We start from the raw sequence: 20,270 nt of genomic DNA, 5'->3' as shown, positions 1-20,270 counted from the left end.
GTGCGCCATATTCATGAGGCCAGCATGCACGTTCATATTTTGGGTATTTGTGGCACGTTCATGGGTGGTATCGCTCAGCTCGCGCGTGCGCAAGGTCATACGGTTACCGGTTGTGATCAAAATGTTTATCCGCCGATGAGCACACAATTAGCCGCGGCCGGTATTGACGTTATCGAAGGTTATGATCCGCAGCAATTAACGCAGTGGGGACGACCAGATTGCATCGTGATTGGTAATGCTATGTCACGCGGCAATGTTTTAGTAGAAGCAATATTGAATAGCGACATACCGTATACCTCTGGCCCGCAATGGTTAGCCGAAAATGTTTTGCAAGGTCGTTGGGTTTTAGCGGTGGCCGGCACGCACGGCAAAACCACGACCAGTAGTATTTTGGCGTGGATCCTAGAATACGCAGGTATGCAACCGGGTTTTTTAATTGGCGGCGTTGCGGAAAATTTTGGTATTTCGGCGCGGTTAGGCAGCACGCCTTTTTTTGTAATCGAAGCCGATGAATACGACACTGCGTTTTTTGATAAACGTTCCAAGTTTGTGCATTACCATCCGCGCACTTTGATTTTGAATAACCTCGAATTTGATCACGCCGATATTTTTGAAAATCTCGCGGCCATCCAACAGCAATTTAATCATCTGATTCGCACCGTACCCAGTAACGGTCAAATTATTGTTAATGCGCAGGATCAAGCATTAGCAGATACCTTAGCAAAAGGTTGTTGGAGTCAGCGTGTGAGTTTTGGTGCAAGTGCGACGGCTGATTGGCAGATGCAAGTAAATGAAAATAATGATTTTACAGTGCAAGCGATAAATCAACCGGCGCAGCCAATATATCCAGTACAGTGGTCATTATTAGGTGAACACAATCGTTTAAATACCCTGGCAGCGATTGCCGCGGCACAACATGTTGGCGTGCCGGTAAATGTATCCGTAGCGGCATTAGCAGAATTTATTGGCATTAAACGGCGCATGGAAATTCGTGGGACTGTTAATGAAATTACCGTGTACGATGATTTCGCGCATCATCCCACTGCGATTCGCACAACATTACAAGGCTTGCGCGACAAAGTCGGAAACGCGCGCATTATTGCCGTGTTAGAGCCGCGTTCAAACACCATGCGCATGGGCATACATAAAGACACGTTAATTGCATCGTTGGCAATAGCGGATGATGTTTGGTTATATTTGCCACCGAATACAGACTGGGCGTTGAGTGGTGCGGAACGCGTCAATATTCGTAATAATATTGATGATATTGTTAAAGAGTTGCCGAATAAATTAAAAGCGGGCGATCATGTGTTAGTCATGAGCAATGGTGGTTTTGGTAATATCCATGCGCGTTTATTAGATGCTTTATAAATTTATTTTGCGCAATAATGTTTATAAGCAAAAGTGAAAAATATGGACGATAAAAAAATCGGCAAATCTGCACAGACCGCTAGCGCAGAAATTGCGACTTTAGCGCACGGTGATGCGAAAGTATTAGAATTAACTCAACAACGTTTGCAAGTCTTTAAAGCGCCTAAAAAAGTCGGCAAATACGACATTAAAGAAAAGCTCGGTCAGGGCACTTGCGGCATTGTGTATAAAGGTTACGATCCTTTTGTGCAGCGCGAAGTCGCGATAAAAATCGCCCTCAGCGAGCCTTCATTAAAACCTGACACTACGCGTAAAATCCAACGTGATTTTTTTGTTGAAGCGCATGCCGCAGGTAAGTTGCAACATCCGCATATCGTGGCTTTGTATGACGCAGGTATTGAAGCAGATATCAGCTACATTGTTATGGAATATATTGAAGGCGAAAGTTTATTAGAGTATTGCCGCAGTGCGCGTAAACGCCTGACACCGGAACAAGTTATTGAATGCATGTACAAATGCTGCAAAGCCTTAGATTTTTCGCATAAACAAGGCGTCATTCATCGCGACATTAAACCCAGCAATATCATGTTGCGCAAAGATGGCGATACTAAATTAATGGATTTTAGTATTGCCGAAGTAACGCAATCATTAGTATTTAAACCGGATTCCGTAATAGGCTCACCGAGCTACATGGCACCCGAGCAAATCCGCAAACAAGATATTGGCCCCGCGAGTGATTTGTATTCTCTGGGCGCAGTGATGTTTCAACTGTTAACCGGTGAACGACCTTTTAAATCAGAAGATTTAACCGGCGTGTTCCGCGAAATTTTGTATCAAGAGGCACCCAAAGTAAAAGATTTATGCCCCGAGTTGCCGCCCATTATTTCTGACATCGTTGAAAAAGCGTTACGTAAAAATCCGCAAGAACGTTTTCAAACAGGTAATGAGTTTGCTGCACAATTAATGGCGGCGCATGATCGGCTGCGATTTACTGAACGCAAAATATCTAAACGCGAAAATCGTGATGCTTTGAAAAATTTACAATTTTTTGATGGTTTCTCCGACAGTGAAATTGATGAAATCATGACGGCCAGCACCATGCTGCGTTTTGATGCCGATAGTGTCATTATTCAAGAAGGGGATATTGATGCTTCTTTCTATATACTCGTGCGCGGTGATGCCGAAGTGCGCAAAGCTAAAACGTTGATTGATACTTTGCATCAAGGTGACTGTTTTGGTGAAATCGGGTTTTTAATGGCGAGCAAACGAACTGCTTCGATTGTTGCTAAAAATGAAGTGCTCGTATTAAAAGTGAATGCAGCGGCTATGGATACGGTTTCTAAAGATTGTCAGTTGCATTACTACAAAGTATTTACTGAAACGCTTATTTATCGACTCGCGTTAACCAGCGCGCGACTTTCCGCAAAAAATTAAAGCGATCCTCATGAATAATATAATACAACAAATACCAAAAACGATTGCCTTAGCGATGACAGGCGCATCGGGTGCGCAATATGGTTTGCGTTTATTAGAATGTTTATTGCGCGATGGTCATCAAGTTTATTTGATGTTATCGCAACCCGCGCAAGTCGTGATTGGTATGGAGACGGATTTAAAATTACCCAGTCGTCCGCGTGAAATAGAACGTTTTTTCACAGAGCATTATTCAGCTGCGCAGGGACAGCTTGCAGTTTTTGATCGTAACCAATGGACGGCGCCAGTTGCAAGTGGTTCAGGTGCAGCGGATGCGATGGTGGTGTGTCCTTGTACAACCGGCACGATGGCCGCTATTGCAAACGGTTATAGCGATAATTTAATTCATCGCGCAGGTGATGTGATGTTAAAGGAACGAAAACCGTTAATCTTGGTCGTACGAGAAACGCCGCTGTCATTAATTCATATCGATAATATGCACAAACTAACATTAGCAGGTGCGGTGATTATGCCGCCCGCACCGGGTTTTTATAATCGGCCCACGACGATAGATGAATTAATTGATTTTATGGTCGCGAAAATTTTGGATCAGTTACACATAACGCAACATATAGCCCCACGTTGGGGACATGCTGATATAGAAGAGAGTGCTGAGGAGCAATAAGTATGACGGATAAAATTGAAAAAACTGACGCAGAATGGCAGGCCGAATTAAATCCAGAACAATATCAAGTCGCACGCTGTCATGGTACCGAGCGCGCCTTCACAGGCGAGTATTGGGATAATAAAAAAGACGGTCAATATCGCTGCGTGTGTTGCGATGCTATTTTGTTTTCGTCGGATACAAAGTTTGATTCTGGCACTGGCTGGCCAAGTTTTTTTGCGCCCGCCGATAACAAGGCGTTAATTGTTAAAGTTGATAGTAGTCATGGCATGCGCCGTGAAGAAGTGTTGTGCGCACGTTGTGATGCGCATTTAGGTCATGTGTTTTCTGATGGCCCGCAACCCACCGGTTTGCGATATTGCATTAACTCTGCATCATTAGATTTTAAAGCCGACTCTTAAAAGGCATAAATGCAATGAATGATTTTGTAACAGTCTATGACATAAGCCAAGCGGGTTATGTTGACCAATATCAAGCGCTGCTAGTGTTCGTTTCATTATTATTGGTCAGTATTATTTTGTTGTATAAAACAGCAAAAGATGTAGAAGATCGGTTGTTCCGGTATGTGGGCGTTAGCGTATTTTTGCTCATTGCTGTGTCGTACGGAGCATATCAATATCCTTTTTATAAATCTTACCAGCATTTAAAAATCGAATTAGAAGCAGGCCGCGCTAATCAATTTGCTGGCATTGTTTGGCGTTTAGGTGAAACGCAGAGCTTTAGTTTTTTTGATACCGCAGAGGAACGTTTTCGTTACTCGCCGTTAGTGATGCCGCATCGTTTAGGTTTTCAGGCAAAGTATTTTAATATTCAAAAAGGTTATCTTGTGCAAGTGGCTACTGTGGATGAAGTTATTGTGCGTTTAGCCGTGCACAAAAACCATTTTGAAAAATGACCCAATCTTTTATTGATTTACCTTTGTTTCCTTTGCACGCGCTGATTTTCCCCGGCGGTTTATTGCCCTTGCGTATTTTTGAGCCGCGCTATGTGGATATGATGAGTCGCTGCATGCGTGAGAATCAACCCTTCGGTATTTGCGCTATTGCTGCCGGTAAAGAAATAGTTGATGAATCGGGGCAAGTGGCCACGCCTCATCGTGTGGGGACCTTGGTTAATATTATTGACTTTAAATCTTTGCCCGATGGTTTGTTAGGAATCTTAGTGCAAGGTCAGCAAAAATTTGAAATTAACAGTACGCGTATTAATCATGATAATTTGTTGCTCGGCAATATCACATTATTAGCGACGGAGTCAGCGCAAACGATTCATCCGCAACACCAACATTTGGTGGAGTTATTGCAACGTGCTTGGCCAGATTGGATGCAGCACTACGGTGAAACGATGATGCAATATATTAAACCCGATTTTCAAGATGCAGGTTGGGTGAGTGCACGCTTAGCAGAAATGTTGCCGCTGCGTTTAGATGTGAAACAAGCCTTGTTATTAACCGATGATTCGCAAGAACGCATGGCAGTATTAGATGCGGCGATGGCACAACTGACGGTTGAATTAGGCGAAACAATGAGCGAAGAACTGGATGAAGTGGCTGCTAGAGTAAAAATTCATTAGTCGTAACGATTAAGCATCCAATTCAAAATAGGGCGCTTGAGTCCAACCCATGGGTTTTGCAATTAAGCTAATGGGAAATAAAGTAGTCATGCTATTTAATTTGCTGGCCGCCAAATTATAAGCCCACTGTGCATTTCGAAATTCATTATCAATTTTCCACCATTGTTCATAAAATACGGCGTGCGCTGACGCAGTGCGTAGGTCTTCATTATGAATAATAGGTGAAGATAATTCGTAAAGACGAGTTTCTAAAGCGGCGCGTTTGCGAATTTGAGAAAGTTCGAGCGTGCGCACGTTCTGTAGTAATGTTAATTCTTTTTCCAATAATTCCGTGTTGATGGCATATTGTTTGGCAATCAAGTTTAATTGTTCTAATAAGGGCAAACGTTTTTTGAGGCTTTCATCTAAGGCCTGCCAGTGCGATAAGGTGCGAACCCGGGTTTGATGCAGCACGCGAGATTGAAATGCAAATAAAGCCAATAATAAAGCTGTAATAAAAAACCACATAATCAGCCTGTTTGTTGTGCGCTAAGTTTTAGGCCGACAATGCCTGCAACAATAAATAGAATGCTCAGCACTCTTAAAAAAGTAGCGGCTTCTTGGAATAAAATGATACCTACCGCTGCACTACCTACTGCGCCAATCGCCGTCCACACCGCGTAAGCAGTACCGATGGGGATATGTTTAATGGCCATGGCTAATAAATAAAAACTCAACAGTGATGAGACTGCAAATAAAATCGAGGGCCACAACCGCGTGAAGCCCTCGCTATATTTAAGCGCTAACAACCAGACGATTTCTAAAGCGCCTGCGGTCAATAATAACCACCATGATTTTTGCATGAAAATTATTTTATTCTTTGGTTTTGTGAATAACTAAAGTGCCGGCTAATTTGTCATGCCAGCCTTGTTTGCGTGTGTCCCAACCTACCCAGAAAAATCCCAAAAACAACACGACGGTTGAAAGTAGGTAGCTGAAATAACGACCAACGTTTTGCGCGGTAGAAGGTTTTCCTAGCGTTTTCGCATCAACAATTTTTAAACCTAATACCATCTTGCCGGGTGTGGCTTGTTTGAGTTCCCAAAATATCAGCACGAGTACCACAAAGCCTAAATTTAACATCAGGTCATAGGAAGAAAACATGACGGCCGGACGTTCGATGCTCATGCCTACGATAGATAATATTATCACGAAGATAAAGGTATCAATTAATGAAGCTAATGCGCGTATCCAAAATCCTGCATAGCGAGGTGTTTCTATTTGATCAGTCATGACATTGTCTCTTATAGTGTTTTTAGTAAAACTTTCGAATTACGCTGATAGTTATACAGCGCGCGTTTTTTCATGGGTAATGCTTGAATGTCGGTCGGCACAAAACCATGTTCGCGGAACCAATGTGCGGTATGCGTGGTGAGCGCAAATAATTGTTTTAAACCTAATTGTTGCGCATGTGATTCCAGCGCCATAAACAATGCTTTGCCGCGTTCGGCACCTGCATAATCGGCATGCACAACGATACAGGCGAGTTCACCCATTTTTTCTTCTATATAAGGATACAGTGCCGCGCAACCAATGATCATCCCATCGCGTTCAATGACGGTGAAACGATTAATTTCTAGTTCTAATTGTTCGCGCGAACGCCGCACCAAAATACCGTCGGCTTCTAATGGTTGAATCAATTCTAGAATACCGCCGACATCTTGAATGCTGGCATTCCGTAATTCTTCGTATTTTTCATTAGTGACTAAAGTGCCGACGCCATCGCGCGTAAAAAATTCTTGCAGCATCACGCCATCTTGTTTGCGATTCAGCAAATGCACGCGCGCGACACCTGCTTGACACGCTTGACTGGCCAGTTGTAAATAATACTGAGTGCGCACATCTTGTTTGGCTTGGCTTACTAACTGTTGCACTTCTTTCAAGGTTAATTGCCGTAATGGCTGACGATTCTTATGCAGTGCGTGATCTTCAAGCAATAAAACTAATTTGTCGGCACACAAACTTGCTGCGGTTGCTTGCGCGATGTCCTCATAACGCAGATTAAACACTTCGCCCGTCGATGAATAACCCAGCGGTGATAATAAAACGATGTAACCGTTATCTAATAAATTGCTGATCGCTTCGTGATCAATGCGGCGAATTTCACCGGTGTGACAAAAGTCTATACCGTTACGTACGCCATACGGTTTAGCGATGACATAATTGCCGGAAGCGGTGCGCAACTGACTGCCAGCCATGGGCGTGTTGATTAAACCCATTGATAAACGCGCTTCAATTTCTAAACGTGTCTCACCAATCGCTTGTTTTATTAAGGGTAATGCAGCGTCATCGGTAATGCGTAAATCATCGGCGTATTGTGGCACCAGACCGTGTTCGTTTAAGCGTTGATCAATTTGTGGACGTGCGCCATGCACCAACACTAAACGAATGCCTAAGCTGTGCAGCAATGCAATGTCATTCACCATGGCGCTGAATTCGGTTGATTGCACCGCTTCGCCAGTAAAACAAATTACAAAAGTTTTGCCGCGATGCGCATTGATATAGGGCGCAGCGCTGCGGAACCAGTGAATATGCGGCAAGCTGTTTTGGCTTTTGCTCATGATGTGCTCAATAATTCGTACGGTAAGAGGGTGATTCTAACGAAGCTGGCTTTTATGTGCCAATACAAAACCGTTGAATCAACTGACGCAATTGATCAATGCAGGGATTTAGGTTTTGCAAACGAAGATATTCATTCGGTTGATGCGCAACCGCAATATCACCGGGGCCGAGAATCACCACATCCATACCCATTTGTTGGAAATAGGGCGCTTCAGTGCCAAAGGCTACCGACATCGCGTCGTGTCCGGTTAATTGCTCAACCGCTTTGACTAACGCGGAATCCGCCGATGTTTCCATCGCCGGTAAACCTTCGAATAAAGGTTCGCAATGAATAGTGAATGGCGTGTTCTCTAATGCGAGCGTCGCATGTTGATAAATCAAAGCGCGTGTTTCATCAATCGCCATGCCGGGCAATAAACGCACATCAATATCCAATGCGCAATGACCGCAAATGCGATTCGGATTATCGCCGCCGTGAATGTGGCCAAAGTTTAGCGTCGGCGTCGTTACTTCAAACCCCGGATGTTGATACTGTTTGGCGAGTTGTTCGCGTAATTGCTGTAAGGCTTGTAATACCTTTAACACGCCATCAATTGCGTTATGACCTAACGCAGGATCACTGGCATGCCCCGTTTTTCCGATCACGGCAATCCGTTCCATCAACACACCTTTGTGCATGCGAATCGGTTTTAATCCGGTAGGTTCACCAATCACCGCATAACGTGCGCGTGGTTTACCACTGTCGAGCAACGCACGTGCGCCACACATACTGCTTTCTTCATCTGCCGTCGCTAACACAATCAATGGCGCTTTTAGTTGCTGTGTATCCATCTCGCGCAGCGCTTCTAAAATCAGCGCAAAAAAACTTTTCATATCGGACGTACCCAAACCATACCAACGTTGATCACGTTCCGTTAGTTGAAAAGGATTTTGTTGCCACAGCTGCTCATCAAACGGCACCGTATCCGTATGACCGGCTAACACCAAACCATTATCACCTTGGCCTTTCACCGCAATTAAATTGTATTTACCCGGATAACCCGCAATCGCTTGAATCTCGGTTTTAAAACCTGCGGTACGAAACCACATATCCAGCAACTCAACCACACTTTGGTTACTGCTGTCATATTCCGGCAACACACTGCTCACCGACGGTTTTGCGATCAGTTGTTGCACCAAGGTTTTTAAATCTGGCAAATCAAACGCTATCGAATTGCTCATAAAATATCCATGTAGAGGGTAAGCATGCTGTCAAGTTAAAAGTATAACGGGTTCAGCAAAATAACGAACAGCATTGTTGCTTTTTAAGGGTGGCCACGTGTATGTTCAGCGCTGTTGTCGTGCGACAAATGCAAACTCACCTTAATTATTGAGATTATCAGATGTTTGAAATTGATTGGCAAAACTGGATTAACCAATATGGATATTGGGCGATTTTCCTCGGCGTTATGTTTGAAGGCGAAATAGTTTTATTCATCGCCGCTTTTATGGCAGCGCAAGGTTATTTCAACATACAGTACGTGGGCGCTATTGCTTTTATAGCCACGATTATTGCGATTCAAGCACTTTATCACGTCGGAGATTATCAAGGCCGCACGTGGATTAACCAACACATAATTCAGCAAAGTCGTTGGCAAAAACCCATTAGCATAGTGTCTGGTTGGCTGCACAAACATCAATATATATTAATGCTAGGTTTTCGTTTCATGATTGGTTGCCGTGCTATCACCCCCTTAATGATTGGCGCCGCCGGTATTCCCGCACTGCGCTTTACGCTCTTTAATGTTATCGGTGGTTTGATATGGAGCATTGCCGTCACCGCGTTAGGGTTTTGGGCGGGTGAATTTATGCGCGAAATGTTACAGCGGTTTCATATTAATCCTTGGTTGATGGCAGCAGGTCTATTAATAATTATTTTAATGGCAGGATGGATTGTGTATCGGAAAATTGCTTCTCTAAATAAAGACGATACTCCCTAGATTTTTTATAAAAAACAGAGGCTATAAAATGAACATCATTAAAGAAACCCAAGCTTGGTTAAGTCGCGAAAATCATGGTTTCATAATTATCGTTAGCTTATTACAAGCTTTAGGTTTGTTATGGGTGAAATATGCAGATGATTCTGAAGGATTAAAAAATCTTCCTGAATACGTCATTACTTTTTTGTATGCATGGCTCAGCATAGTCCCGACGGTGGTGATGCTGAGTTTGTTGCGTTTAGAAAAAAATAAGGCTGCAATCGCCGCGTTAGTGTACGGATTAATTTTTGCTGGCATGATGTTTATCGACGCTAGTCGATATATTGATGGCGTTAATGATTTTTACGGAAATAGTTTTATTTTTTCTTGCCTTTCCGTATTAAGTATTGCTGCTTTTGTTTTAATTGGTCTGTTGTGGGCTAATCCTACATTTTCGCGACGAATGCCGCAGTGGCCGGATTTGTGTGAACAAAGCGTAGGAGTCGCCAGCTTATTAGCGTCCGTATTGTTTTTGGAGTTAATTAGTTGGGGTGTGTTGTGGTTATGGGCTTCATTGTTTGAAATTGTAAAAATAAGCTTTTTTAAAGATCTATTTTTTGATTATAACTTCGCGATTGTATTTTGTTGTGTATTTGGTGCTGTCCTGCTGATTGTTCTGCGTCAAGTAAAACTACACGAAGAGTTGATTGATAAAGTGTTTGCTTTTTCGGGTCGCGTATTGAGTCCTGTTTTGGCATTGCTTAGCTTAACGTTTGTTGTCGTTTTACCTTTTACTGGTTTAGAGCCTTTATGGGAAACCAAAACGGCGGCCGCAACTATGTTATGGCTGATAGTTTTATCCATTACATTTTTTAACTTAGCCGAACGCAATCAGTTAGCTGCAACAGGGTGGCGCAAATTAGTTCGTAATCTTTCATGGTTAGGTTTGTTGGCATTGCCGATTTATTGCGGGCTTGCTGCTTATGCCGTGTATCTGCGCATTAACCAATATGGTTGGACGCTTGATCGTTTATGGGGTGTTTGGGTTTGTATTGCAGCCAGTTTATTTGCTTTAAGTTATGCAATATTGGCTGCGCGATATGGCGTGCACTGGAATCGTTTCTTAAAACCCGCCAATTATATGTTGAGTTTAGTATTGTTGGTGTTGCTAATAGCGCCTTATACGCCCGCAGTAAATTTTTATGCCATTTCAGCGCATAGTCAGGCGCAGCGTATTTTGAAGAATCCCGTGGAACCTACCATTGAAGAATTGCGTTATCTGCGTTTTAATTTAGGTAGAGCGGGCGTTAAACAATTAGAGAAATTAAAAATATTTTACGAAAAAAAAGGTTCTGCATCGTTGGTAATTGATATTGATCGCTTATTAAAGCAAAAAAAGCGAGAAGTGGAAGATGCGGCGAAGGACAGTGAAATAGAAGATTATATTACGCTGATTCCTGTTAACCAGGCGATCCCTGAAGATTTTCGACAATATCTTGAAACAAAAGAAATAGACTTAATGAATAGGTGTTTGGAAGCGGGTAATAAGTGTTATTTGTTTAATATTAATATGGACAACTATCCTGATAGTGAATGGGTGCTGTTAAAAGATTATTACTATAATACCAACGGTTATGTTTTTTCTTTTAACACCAAAAATTCTGAGTGGTCTCAGATTGCGAGCCTAACAAAGAGCAGCGGTTGTGCGAAAAATTTACGAGACTCTTTAATGAAAGGGGAATATCAAGCCGTGCCAGCGATGTTTAAAACTCTCAAGATAGGTAATCTTGAGTACCAAGCTAGCTTTGCAACAAAAGATTGTAATGATTAGGTTTTGTTGAAATTAAACATACAGCCACTGGGATTTTCGCAGTGGCTGTTTTTTATTTACGAATTCTCTGCGCGATATCGTCGGGAGCTATAAATAAATAACGTTTTCCGTCTTTTGTTTTGGTGAGTAATTTCAATTCTTCGGCCATGAATAACAAATCTTTTCTAGCAATGTCATATGAAATGCCGTGTGAGCGTTGATGTTCTTCTATGACATAAGCAAAGCGTGGATGCTTTAATGCATGTCGTAATAAAGCAAGCTGTCGAAAATTAAGCCGGTTTTTTAGTCGTATATTTTGTGTCAGTATTTGCTCAGCGGCGTTAATGTCTTGCATTTTAGTGCGTAAGAATTCATGTAGCGCGGCAATAGCTTGATGAATAACATCTAATTGATGGATTAAAAAATAGGTGAGGTCGTTATCGTCAGTTTCTGTATGTAAATAGGCTTTGCCATATTGTGCGGGACTTTGTTTGATAATGCCGGATATGGAAATGAACTCAGCTAACCAATAACCTTGCCGCACCATTGCCCAATAAAATATTGCACGTGCGGTTCTGCCATTACCATCACAAAAAGGATGGTCGTATCCCAGCATAAAATGCAGTGTAATTGCTTTTATTACGGGATGTAAAAAAATATCTGGCGTCGCCGATTGTAAAACATCGGTATTGGCAAAATCGCATAGGGCTTGCAGGCGCTTAGGTAATTCGTCGGCGTGTGGTGGTTGATGCAGTATTATCTGACTAGCGTTATCAACGACATTAATATCTTCATTTGCTAAACGAAAACGGCCGCTTTGATCTTCTGTGTCCAGCGTGTTTTTTGTCAGGATTCGGTGTAATTCAAAAATCATTGATGGCGTTAAAAGATCGTTTTTAGATTCGCGAATAAAATGCATCGCTTGATAGTTATTAAAAATCATGTGCTCGCTTTTATTAGTCGGCGTGCGCGCTTGCCGAATCATTTCTTTGGCAACATTTTGTGTGGTCGATGCGCCTTCTAGTTGGCTGGAGTTAATCGCCTCTTCAATCAAACCGCGAATCAGATACGTTGTACGCGTTTCTGAATCTGTAATGGCTTTTTCTGCTTGGATGGAACCTGCTGCGTGTCGATCTAAGTAATGGAGTTCTTGTTGGATAACCGCGGGTAGACAATAGCGAAACTTATGTCCGTGTTTGTTGTGCAGAGACAAGGATTTATAGTTGTTACGCCTAGCTATTTTAATGCCTAGCCAGCATTGTTCCGCCGTCAAATCCGCGGGTACTGGTAAGTGTCGAAATTTATCCCAATGCAGATAACGGCCTTGCGCATCTACTTCGCTGAATTCATTGAGCAAGCGGCTGATGAGTGCAGGGTCTTGGCTCATAACCTCCTGCAATAAATGTTCAAAAGGGGGCGGATCTACCGGCAGTTGCATGGTCAATACTCTAGGAAAAACAATGAATTATAAGCGATCATGAGTCTCTCATACTTGTTTTTTAAAAACAAGTATGAGAGTTGTGGTACGTGGAGAGGACTTAAGGAGGGTAAAACTAAAGCTCTAAATCTTTATCGGTCACCGCACCTTCCGATGCTGAGCCTACTAATGCTGCGTATTTCGCTAATACGCCGTGGGTATAACGAGGTTTCGGTTGTTTCCACGCTTTTTTGCGCGCTTTGAGTTCTTTTTCCGATACGTTTAACAGCAGGCTACGCTTAGTCGAGTCGATGGTGATCTCGTCATCGTTTTGCACCAGCGCTAATGGCCCACCGGTATACGCTTCGGGTGTGATGTGTCCAACAACGAAACCATGGCTACCGCCAGAAAAACGGCCGTCGGTAATTAAAGCAACGTCGCCACCCAATCCCCGACCCATGATCGCGGCGGTGGGCGATAACATTTCGCGCATACCAGGGCCACCTTTGGGGCCTTCGTAACGCACGACCACGACATGACCTTTTTTAATTTTGCCGGCCAGAATCGCTTGCAGAGCTTTTTCTTCAGAATCGAAAACTTTGGCTTTGCCGGTGAAGGCCAGGCCTTCTTTGCCAGAGATTTTGGCAACGGCACCTTCGGGCGCCAAATTACCGCGCAAAATGACCAAGTGACTGTTGGGTTTGATGGGATTGTCCAAACTGCGCACCACGTCTTGACCGGCCGGATAAGGCTGTACGTCTTTGAGATTTTCTCGCAAGGTTTTGCCGGTGACAGTCATGCAGTCGCCGTGTAACAAACCGGCATCCAGCAGCATTTTCATCAAGGGCTGAATGCCGCCAATTTTGATCAGCTCGGACATCATGTATTTACCGCTGGGGCGCAGATCCGCCAGTACCGGGACTTTTTTACCGATGCGGGTGAAATCATCAAGCTGTAATTTAACGCCGCAAGCATGCGCCATCGCCAATAAATGCAACACGGCATTGGTAGAACCACCCAAGCTGATGATGACGGTGATGGCATTTTCAAAGGCCTTCTTGGTCATGATGTCGCGGGGTTTGAGGTCGAGCTTCAGTAAATTCACGACCGCAACGCCTGCGGCGCGACTATCGTTGAGTTTGTCTTGAGACACCGCATTTTGCGCCGAGCTATTCGGCAAACTCATGCCCAAGGCTTCAATGCCAGAGGCCATCGTGTTCGCGGTGTACATGCCGCCGCAAGAACCCGCGCCTGGAATCGCTTCGTGTTCGATTTCTTTTACTTCTTTGATTTCGATAGTTTTGTTGGCGAATGCGCCGACCACTTCAAACGTGGAAACCACGTCGATATTTTTACCATTATGTACGCCGGGCAAAATCGTACCGCCGTAAACAAAAACCGCCGGGCGATTTAAACGCGCCAGCGCGATCAAGCAACCGGGCATATTTTTATCGCAGCCACCAAACGCGACGACGCCATCAAAACCTTGGCCGGCCACAACCGTTTCAATTGAATCCGCGATCACTTCACGCGATACCAGCGAATACTTCATGCCTTCAGTGCCCATCGAAATGCCGTCTGACACCGTGATGGTATTAAAAATAACGCCTTTGCCACCGGCCGTATCCGCACCCGCGCACGCTGCATCAGCAAGTTTATTAATGTGCATATTGCACGGCGTCACCATACTCCACGTTGACGCAATACCCACCTGCGGTTTTTCAAAATCCGCATCGGTGAAACCCACCGGATGCAACATCGCGCGACTCGGCAGACGCTCAATACCATCCACCACTTGTGAAGAAAATTTGCGAATATCAGATTTAGATTTACCGGATTTTTTGCTCATGAGAATACCTACGTGTTGCAGATCAAGAGCGCGCATTAAACCAAGCTAACATGAGCAACACAAGACGTTTTGAATTAAAGCAGCGCGATTCTGCCCGTCATCTGTGCAATAAAACTGTCACATCAGCGGCAGCAAAATGACCGCGCAGACAAGCAGCTTATTTATGCCAATACTTTTTGTATCCAGATAGAAATATCTACCACTTCTTCCGCGCACACCGAATGCGGCATCGGATACGTTTTATATTGCGGCCTATAACCCATCGCGCTTAAAGACTTCACACTTTTTTGTCCCAACAACTCCGGCACCACTGGATCTTGCGTACCATGACAAATCAAAATATCCAACGCGAGATCCGCATTTTTTCGCACTACCGAATCCGCAGTAGGAAAATAAGTTGAAAGGGCTAACAAACCACCTAACTTATGCGGATACGTTAACGCCGCGTGATAATTCACCGCACCGCCTTGCGAAAAACCCGCAAGAATAATTCGCTGACTCGCAACACCGCGTTTAATCTCACGATCAATCAAACCATGCACCGCATCAGCAGATGCGATTAATTGTTTTTCATTGAGCTTGCGCTCCACGTTCATTTCTAAAATGTCATACCACGCCGGCATTACATAACCATTATTAATCGTCACCGGAATCGACGGCGCATTTGGAAACACAAAACGAATCGGCAGCGTTTTCGGCAAACGCAACTCTGGCACAATCGCTTCGAAGTCATGACCATCTGCGCCGAGACCATGCAACCAAATAATAGATGCAGTTGCGGTGGTTGCGGGTTCTAATGTAATACAAGGTAAATCGGGCATGGATTGTTGGCCTGTGTGATAAATTTAACTAACTATTTTTTGATTATATCTTTTAATGTATTAAGTGCAGCGTGTTTTCTGTAAAAGCATTCTATTAGCCGGTTGCGCACCGGCGGGCGGTTACTTTCTTGTCGCGACAAGAAAGTAACCAAAGAAGCGCTCCCCGATGTCTCGCTGCGCGTAAACAACACGCGCAGTTCCTTCGTATTGCAGCGCTTGTAACGGGTCGTTCCGACGCGACGTCCTTGTCGCGGCGGAACTAAAACAAACATCCTGTTTGTTTTCCCCTACAAGCACCGCAATACTCAGCGAGCCATAAGGGGGATGTTACTTTGTTTAAACTCACGAAATTGATAAGCATTTGAGATGTTGAAAATATCATTGTATTAAAACAAAGGAACGATACCCCGTTATGACACGTCGAGGCATGTTTAAAGGCTAGCGACACATGAACAGGGATGTTCATGTGAGCCGATCGCAACACGATGTTACGTTGAGGCGACGCGTGAGCCTTTAAAGATGACGAGGGAATACGAGAATGAAGTTTTGTTTCATTCTCGTACGTGGCATCGGGGGAGTATTTTTTGGTGACTTTTTGTTACGACAAAAAGTTACTCGCTGTAGTCGCGTAGCGACGAGCGAAACGCTTCTGCTTTTATAAGAATATTCAAATTGTTGTTACGACCGCAGATTTTTGCTCCTGCAAAATCTGCATTCATGCCATCCCTGGCAGTCAAAGTTGCTCGCCTAAGACTTTGATTTACGCCTCCATACTTCCGGCGGACGAGCGAAACGCTTATGTTTTTAAAAGATGCGGCGCAATGTACCCTACGGGTATTTCACGCTGCGCTTATTGCGCCCTACAACTACAAAAGCTTCAAAGTATTATTTTCTATTTTTAAATCACTATCACCATTCAAAAATTTTAATGCCGCATCGCCCGCGACGTGGCGTGGCCAGCCAGTGAGTAATGCGACATCACGTGCGCCCATCGCGAGTTGTAATAAATCATTGCGGCTGGCTAATGCGCCGGGTGCGATGTCGTGTTCTGCTGCGAGCATGCGCACGATGGCCATGAGTGCATCGGCGATCGCTTCTTGTGCAACGCTGGCTTGTGGTGATTTTTCTAATTGCGGCCAAACTTCTTTTGGTTCTGCGAGTGCTTGCGTAACTAAATTTAAAAGCGTGTCGCCATAACGTTGTAATTTGCTGGGTTCTAAACCACGTAAACGTGCGAAGTCGGCGACGGTGCGGGGTTTGATACGCGCAATGTCTAATAAGACTTCATCACTAATTAACCATTTGCGCGGTTTATTTTCTTGTTGTGCAATATTTTCACGCCATGCGGCTAAATATTTTAACGCATTAATTTCTACGCCGCGCAGGCGATTAACTTGTTTGATGCGCTGCCATAAATTTTCTGGATGAACTTCGTAACGTTGAATGTCGCTTAAAGCCGCGAAGTCTTCGTGTAGCCACGCATGTCGGCCACGTTTTTCAAGATCGGCGATCAACATCGGATAAATTTGCGCAAGATAACGTACGTCATCAGCGGCGTATTCGATTTGTGCTTCGCTTAACGGCCGCTTTGACCAATCAGTACGTGTTTGTGATTTGTCGACGATCACGCCGAGCAATTTTTCAACTAAGTTGGCATAGCCAATTTGTTCACCAAAACCTAATAGTGCTGCCGCTTGTTGTGTATCAAACATGGGTGCAGGCATGCGTTTGAAACGATAATAAAATATTTCCATGTCTTGGCTGGCGGCGTGCACCACTTTAATAATGTTAGGATTAAATAATAAATTTTCTAATCCGCTTAAATCGTCAAACGCTTGCGTATCAATGACGGCGCTGTGTTCGGCGTTGCCAATTTGAATTAAACACAATTCGGGATAATAGGTTTTTTCACGGACAAATTCGGTGTCGATAGTGATCCACGATGAAGTGTTGAGCAGTTGCGCGAAGGTGGTTAATTCGGCGGCGGAGGTGATGAGTTGCGTCATGAGCGTTCGCTTATGGTGAAGTGGGTGGTGAAGTGTGATTAACTGTTTAATAGTTCGCGCAATGAATCTAAACGCGAATTACCGCGCGCGATTTTTTCTTCAGGCGCGATGTCGGCGGTTTTACCTAACCATTCAATTTCGTCTAGTGGTAATTCTTCAAGAAAGCGGCTGGGTTCGCAGCTCATCAGTTCGCCTTGGCGTTTGCGATTGCCAGCGTAAGTGATGGTGAGCGTGCGTTGTGCGCGCGTAATGCCTACGTATAACAAACGGCGTTCTTCTTCTAAGCCTTGGGTGTTTTCGCTATCTGCTTGCGTGTGACTATGATGCGGTAACACGCCATCTTCCATGCCGACTAAAAACACGTGTGGAAATTCTAAGCCTTTAGCCGCATGCAGCGTCATGAGTTGTACGGAATCTTCATCTTGGGTTTGTTCGTTACGTTCGATGATGTCCATCAACGATAATTTATTCACCAAGGCTTCTAGTGTTAAAGGTTCGTCTGCGCGTTTGCAAAGATTGTGGATCCAGTCTAATAAGTCTTGCACGTTTTTCATGCGCGCTTCGGCGGTGGGTTTGTCTTTCGATACGCTCAATAACCAATCGCTGTATTCAATGTCTTCCACTAGTCGACAAATTAATTTATGCGCATCTTGGTGTTCAGTGGCTAAACGAAATTCACGAATGCTATCGGTGAAGCCCGCCAGGCGCCCATACGCGGCGCTGCCTAATACATGACGCGCACCGTTGTGTTCTGCCGCAACGCCGAGTGAGCTGTGTAACTCACGAGAAAAATGGCCGAGTTTTTCTAAAGTACCCGCGCCGATTTCGCGACGCGGTGTGTTGATGACGCGCAAAAATGCAGCATCGTCATCGGGGTTAGTAATGATGCGCAAATACGCGATGATGTCTTTGATTTCTGCGCGTTCAAAAAAGGCCGTGCCGCCGCTGACTTTGTAAGGTAAATCATGCAAGCGTAAGCAAGCTTCAAACGGCCGTGATTGATGATTGCCGCGATACAAAATGGCGATGTCGCGATTGCGGCAGCGTGTTTGAAATTTTAAATGCAAAATTTCGCTGATGACACGTTCGGCTTCTTCATCTGCTGTGGCGTTGGGTAACACGCGAATGGGATCACCGTAACCTAATTCACTCCAGAGTTTTTTCTCAAAGGTGTGTGGATTGTTGGCGATGACGTGATTGGCGCATTTTAAAATGCGTCCCATCGAACGATAGTTTTGTTCGAGTTTGATAATTTTTAAATCGGGATAATCTTCCGTTAAACGTTGGAGATTTTCCGGGCGCGCACCACGCCATGCGTAGATGGATTGATCGTCATCACCGACGGCGGTGAGTTTTGCGTAGGGGCCGATCAGTAATTGCACTAATGCGTATTGCACGGCGTTGGTATCTTGGTATTCATCAACTAATAAATGCCGAATGCTGCCTTGCCAGCGATCCAATACTTCGCCTTGTTCGCGCAACACGCGCACCGGTTGCAATAATAAGTCATCAAAATCCACCGCGTTATACGCGACTAATTGACGTTGATAACGGGCATAGAGTTTTGCCAGCGACATGGCTTGTGCATCGGCGGCGTCGACCAGTGCGGCTTCGGGAAAAATCAGATCATTTTTTAAACGTGAAATCGCCCAGCAGGCATTTTGTGCATCGCCGATATAACCTTCGTGACTTTCTTTGATGAGTTCTTGCAAAATGGTTTGTGCGTCGGTCGCGTCAAAAATACTGAAGCGCGCTTTATAACCCGCAGGTTTGTATTCGCGTTGTAGAATAGTCAGACCCAAGGTATGGAACGTCGAAATGCTGAGGCCTTTGGGCGTTTTACCGCTAAGACGTTTACTAATTCGCTGGCGCATTTCATGCGCGGCTTTGTTGGTGAAGGTCACAGCGACAATGCGCGCCGGATCAATCTGCCTATCATTAATAAGGTGGGCGATTTTTTCGGTGATGACGCGGGTTTTACCGCTGCCCGCACCCGCAAGCACCAATAAATGCTGGTCGGTGGTTTGTACTGCGGCGTGTTGTTGGGGATTGAGGCTGCTCATCGCGTGGGCATTGTACTGATGGTGGTGAAAATCACACGCTTGATTTTTAGAGTGACTTAAAATGACAGGTGGAGATAGGGCTTGATGTTTTCCATAACAGATGATCATTGGTTGCAAGGTGCACGGCGAGTCGAATCGCCGAATGCCGATCTGCGGCCGCGGCCGCACACGGGCTTGGCGTGTGAGATGGATTTGATTGTTTTACACAACATCAGCCTGCCGGCAGGGGTATTTGGTAGTCCTTATATTGATCAATTATTTACCAATCAATTGGATTTTAACGCGCATCCGAGTTTTGCCGAGCTGCGGGGTTTAGAAGTGTCGTCGCATTTATTGATTCGGCGTAGCGGCGAAATCGTCCAATACGTGGCGTTTGATCGGCGTGCTTGGCATGCCGGCAAGTCGAATTATCAAGGTCGTGAGCGCTGCAATGATTTTTCGATCGGCATTGAGTTGGAAGGTACCGATACGCTGCCGTATGAAGACGTTCAATATACGCAACTCGTCGCTGTCGTCGACAGCTTGATAAAACGCTATCCCAGTTTAAGTTTTACCGGCATTACCGGCCATTCAGATATTGCGCCGGGTCGCAAAACCGATCCGGGTGAGGCCTTTGATTGGACCAGATTTCAGCTAGGACTTGCAGGCCGTCGCCAAGCTGTTTAAGGTAGCGCCCTATTGCAAATCCCGGTCTTCGTGCCGGTTGT

The 20,270-nt window shown here is 44.6% G+C and carries 19 protein-coding genes; 9 read left to right on the top strand and 10 right to left on the bottom strand.

Annotated features, from left to right (window positions below; all coding sequences use genetic code 11):
• Nucleotides 1–24 precede the first annotated feature (24 nt).
• Genes mpl through H0W44_08620 form a run of 6 tightly spaced genes read left to right on the top strand, consistent with a single transcriptional unit; the run spans nucleotide 25 to nucleotide 5,038 of the window.
• Complete coding sequence (mpl, locus tag H0W44_08645; protein MBA3582501.1) at nucleotides 25–1,371, top strand: UDP-N-acetylmuramate:L-alanyl-gamma-D-glutamyl-meso-diaminopimelate ligase; 1,347 nt, start codon at nucleotides 25–27, stop codon at nucleotides 1,369–1,371.
• A 42-nt stretch (nucleotides 1,372–1,413) separates the two neighbouring features.
• Complete coding sequence (locus H0W44_08640; protein MBA3582500.1) at nucleotides 1,414–2,805, top strand: protein kinase; 1,392 nt, start codon at nucleotides 1,414–1,416, stop codon at nucleotides 2,803–2,805.
• A gap of 22 nt (nucleotides 2,806–2,827) precedes the next feature.
• The gene (locus H0W44_08635; GenBank protein ID MBA3582499.1) at nucleotides 2,828–3,469 is read left to right on the top strand and encodes a UbiX family flavin prenyltransferase; all 642 of its coding nucleotides are present in this window, start codon (nucleotides 2,828–2,830) and stop codon (nucleotides 3,467–3,469) included.
• A gap of 2 nt (nucleotides 3,470–3,471) precedes the next feature.
• Nucleotides 3,472–3,870 carry a peptide-methionine (R)-S-oxide reductase MsrB gene (gene msrB / locus H0W44_08630; protein ID MBA3582498.1) on the top strand — a complete coding sequence of 133 codons (399 nt, stop codon included), beginning with the start codon at nucleotides 3,472–3,474 and terminating at the stop codon, nucleotides 3,868–3,870.
• A gap of 14 nt (nucleotides 3,871–3,884) precedes the next feature.
• Nucleotides 3,885–4,364, top strand: a complete 480-nt coding sequence (locus H0W44_08625; GenBank protein MBA3582497.1) for a hypothetical protein — start codon at nucleotides 3,885–3,887, stop codon at nucleotides 4,362–4,364.
• A complete protein-coding gene (locus H0W44_08620) occupies nucleotides 4,361–5,038 on the top strand; it encodes an LON peptidase substrate-binding domain-containing protein (protein ID MBA3582496.1) in 678 nt (225 codons plus the stop codon). Before H0W44_08625 ends, H0W44_08620 begins: the two co-directional genes overlap by 4 nt.
• A gap of 9 nt (nucleotides 5,039–5,047) precedes the next feature.
• Here H0W44_08620 and H0W44_08615 read toward each other — a convergent pair whose 3' ends face one another.
• Genes H0W44_08615 through argE form a run of 5 tightly spaced genes read right to left on the bottom strand, consistent with a single transcriptional unit; the run spans nucleotide 5,048 to nucleotide 8,860 of the window.
• The gene (locus H0W44_08615) at nucleotides 5,048–5,545 is read right to left on the bottom strand and encodes a LemA family protein (protein ID MBA3582495.1); all 498 of its coding nucleotides are present in this window, start codon (nucleotides 5,543–5,545) and stop codon (nucleotides 5,048–5,050) included.
• 2 nt (nucleotides 5,546–5,547) lie between these two features.
• A complete protein-coding gene (locus tag H0W44_08610) occupies nucleotides 5,548–5,880 on the bottom strand; it encodes a multidrug efflux SMR transporter (GenBank protein ID MBA3582494.1) in 333 nt (110 codons plus the stop codon).
• Nucleotides 5,881–5,890: 10 nt separating this feature from the next.
• Nucleotides 5,891–6,310: an RDD family protein gene (locus H0W44_08605; GenBank protein ID MBA3582493.1), complete on the bottom strand. Its 420-nt coding sequence runs from the start codon at nucleotides 6,308–6,310 to the stop codon at nucleotides 5,891–5,893.
• A gap of 11 nt (nucleotides 6,311–6,321) precedes the next feature.
• Nucleotides 6,322–7,638, bottom strand: coding sequence for an amino-acid N-acetyltransferase (gene argA / locus H0W44_08600; GenBank protein ID MBA3582492.1), 1,317 nt, complete (start codon nucleotides 7,636–7,638; stop codon nucleotides 6,322–6,324).
• 52 nt (nucleotides 7,639–7,690) lie between these two features.
• Entirely contained in the window at nucleotides 7,691–8,860 is a 1,170-nt protein-coding gene (gene argE, locus H0W44_08595) for an acetylornithine deacetylase (GenBank protein ID MBA3582491.1), read from the bottom strand.
• A 161-nt stretch (nucleotides 8,861–9,021) separates the two neighbouring features.
• On the opposite strand from argE, the gene H0W44_08590 reads away from it, so the two are divergent.
• The gene (locus H0W44_08590; GenBank protein ID MBA3582490.1) at nucleotides 9,022–9,618 is read left to right on the top strand and encodes a VTT domain-containing protein; all 597 of its coding nucleotides are present in this window, start codon (nucleotides 9,022–9,024) and stop codon (nucleotides 9,616–9,618) included.
• Between the two features lie 28 nt (nucleotides 9,619–9,646).
• The gene (locus H0W44_08585; GenBank protein MBA3582489.1) at nucleotides 9,647–11,428 is read left to right on the top strand and encodes a DUF4153 domain-containing protein; all 1,782 of its coding nucleotides are present in this window, start codon (nucleotides 9,647–9,649) and stop codon (nucleotides 11,426–11,428) included.
• A 52-nt stretch (nucleotides 11,429–11,480) separates the two neighbouring features.
• Here the strand turns inward: H0W44_08585 and H0W44_08580 are convergent, their stop codons facing one another.
• From H0W44_08580 to H0W44_08560, 5 genes are all read right to left on the bottom strand, one after another.
• Nucleotides 11,481–12,845, bottom strand: a complete 1,365-nt coding sequence (locus tag H0W44_08580; GenBank protein ID MBA3582488.1) for a Fic family protein — start codon at nucleotides 12,843–12,845, stop codon at nucleotides 11,481–11,483.
• A gap of 115 nt (nucleotides 12,846–12,960) precedes the next feature.
• Complete coding sequence (gene ilvD, locus H0W44_08575; protein ID MBA3582487.1) at nucleotides 12,961–14,673, bottom strand: dihydroxy-acid dehydratase; 1,713 nt, start codon at nucleotides 14,671–14,673, stop codon at nucleotides 12,961–12,963.
• Nucleotides 14,674–14,834: 161 nt separating this feature from the next.
• Nucleotides 14,835–15,494, bottom strand: a complete 660-nt coding sequence (locus tag H0W44_08570) for a carboxylesterase (GenBank protein MBA3582486.1) — start codon at nucleotides 15,492–15,494, stop codon at nucleotides 14,835–14,837.
• 866 nt (nucleotides 15,495–16,360) lie between these two features.
• The gene (gene rnd, locus H0W44_08565; GenBank protein MBA3582485.1) at nucleotides 16,361–17,500 is read right to left on the bottom strand and encodes a ribonuclease D; all 1,140 of its coding nucleotides are present in this window, start codon (nucleotides 17,498–17,500) and stop codon (nucleotides 16,361–16,363) included.
• A 38-nt stretch (nucleotides 17,501–17,538) separates the two neighbouring features.
• Nucleotides 17,539–19,563, bottom strand: coding sequence for an exodeoxyribonuclease V subunit gamma (locus H0W44_08560; GenBank protein MBA3582484.1), 2,025 nt, complete (start codon nucleotides 19,561–19,563; stop codon nucleotides 17,539–17,541).
• An 84-nt stretch (nucleotides 19,564–19,647) separates the two neighbouring features.
• On the opposite strand from H0W44_08560, the gene ampD reads away from it, so the two are divergent.
• Nucleotides 19,648–20,229: a 1,6-anhydro-N-acetylmuramyl-L-alanine amidase AmpD gene (gene ampD / locus H0W44_08555; GenBank protein ID MBA3582483.1), complete on the top strand. Its 582-nt coding sequence runs from the start codon at nucleotides 19,648–19,650 to the stop codon at nucleotides 20,227–20,229.
• Nucleotides 20,230–20,270 lie beyond the last annotated feature (41 nt).

This window comes from Gammaproteobacteria bacterium (assembly GCA_013817245.1).
Taxonomy (GTDB): Bacteria; Pseudomonadota; Gammaproteobacteria; order HTCC5015; family HTCC5015; genus JACDDA01.
The sequence above is the reverse complement of the archived record's forward strand: the minus strand, read 5'-3'. Positions and strand labels throughout refer to the sequence as shown.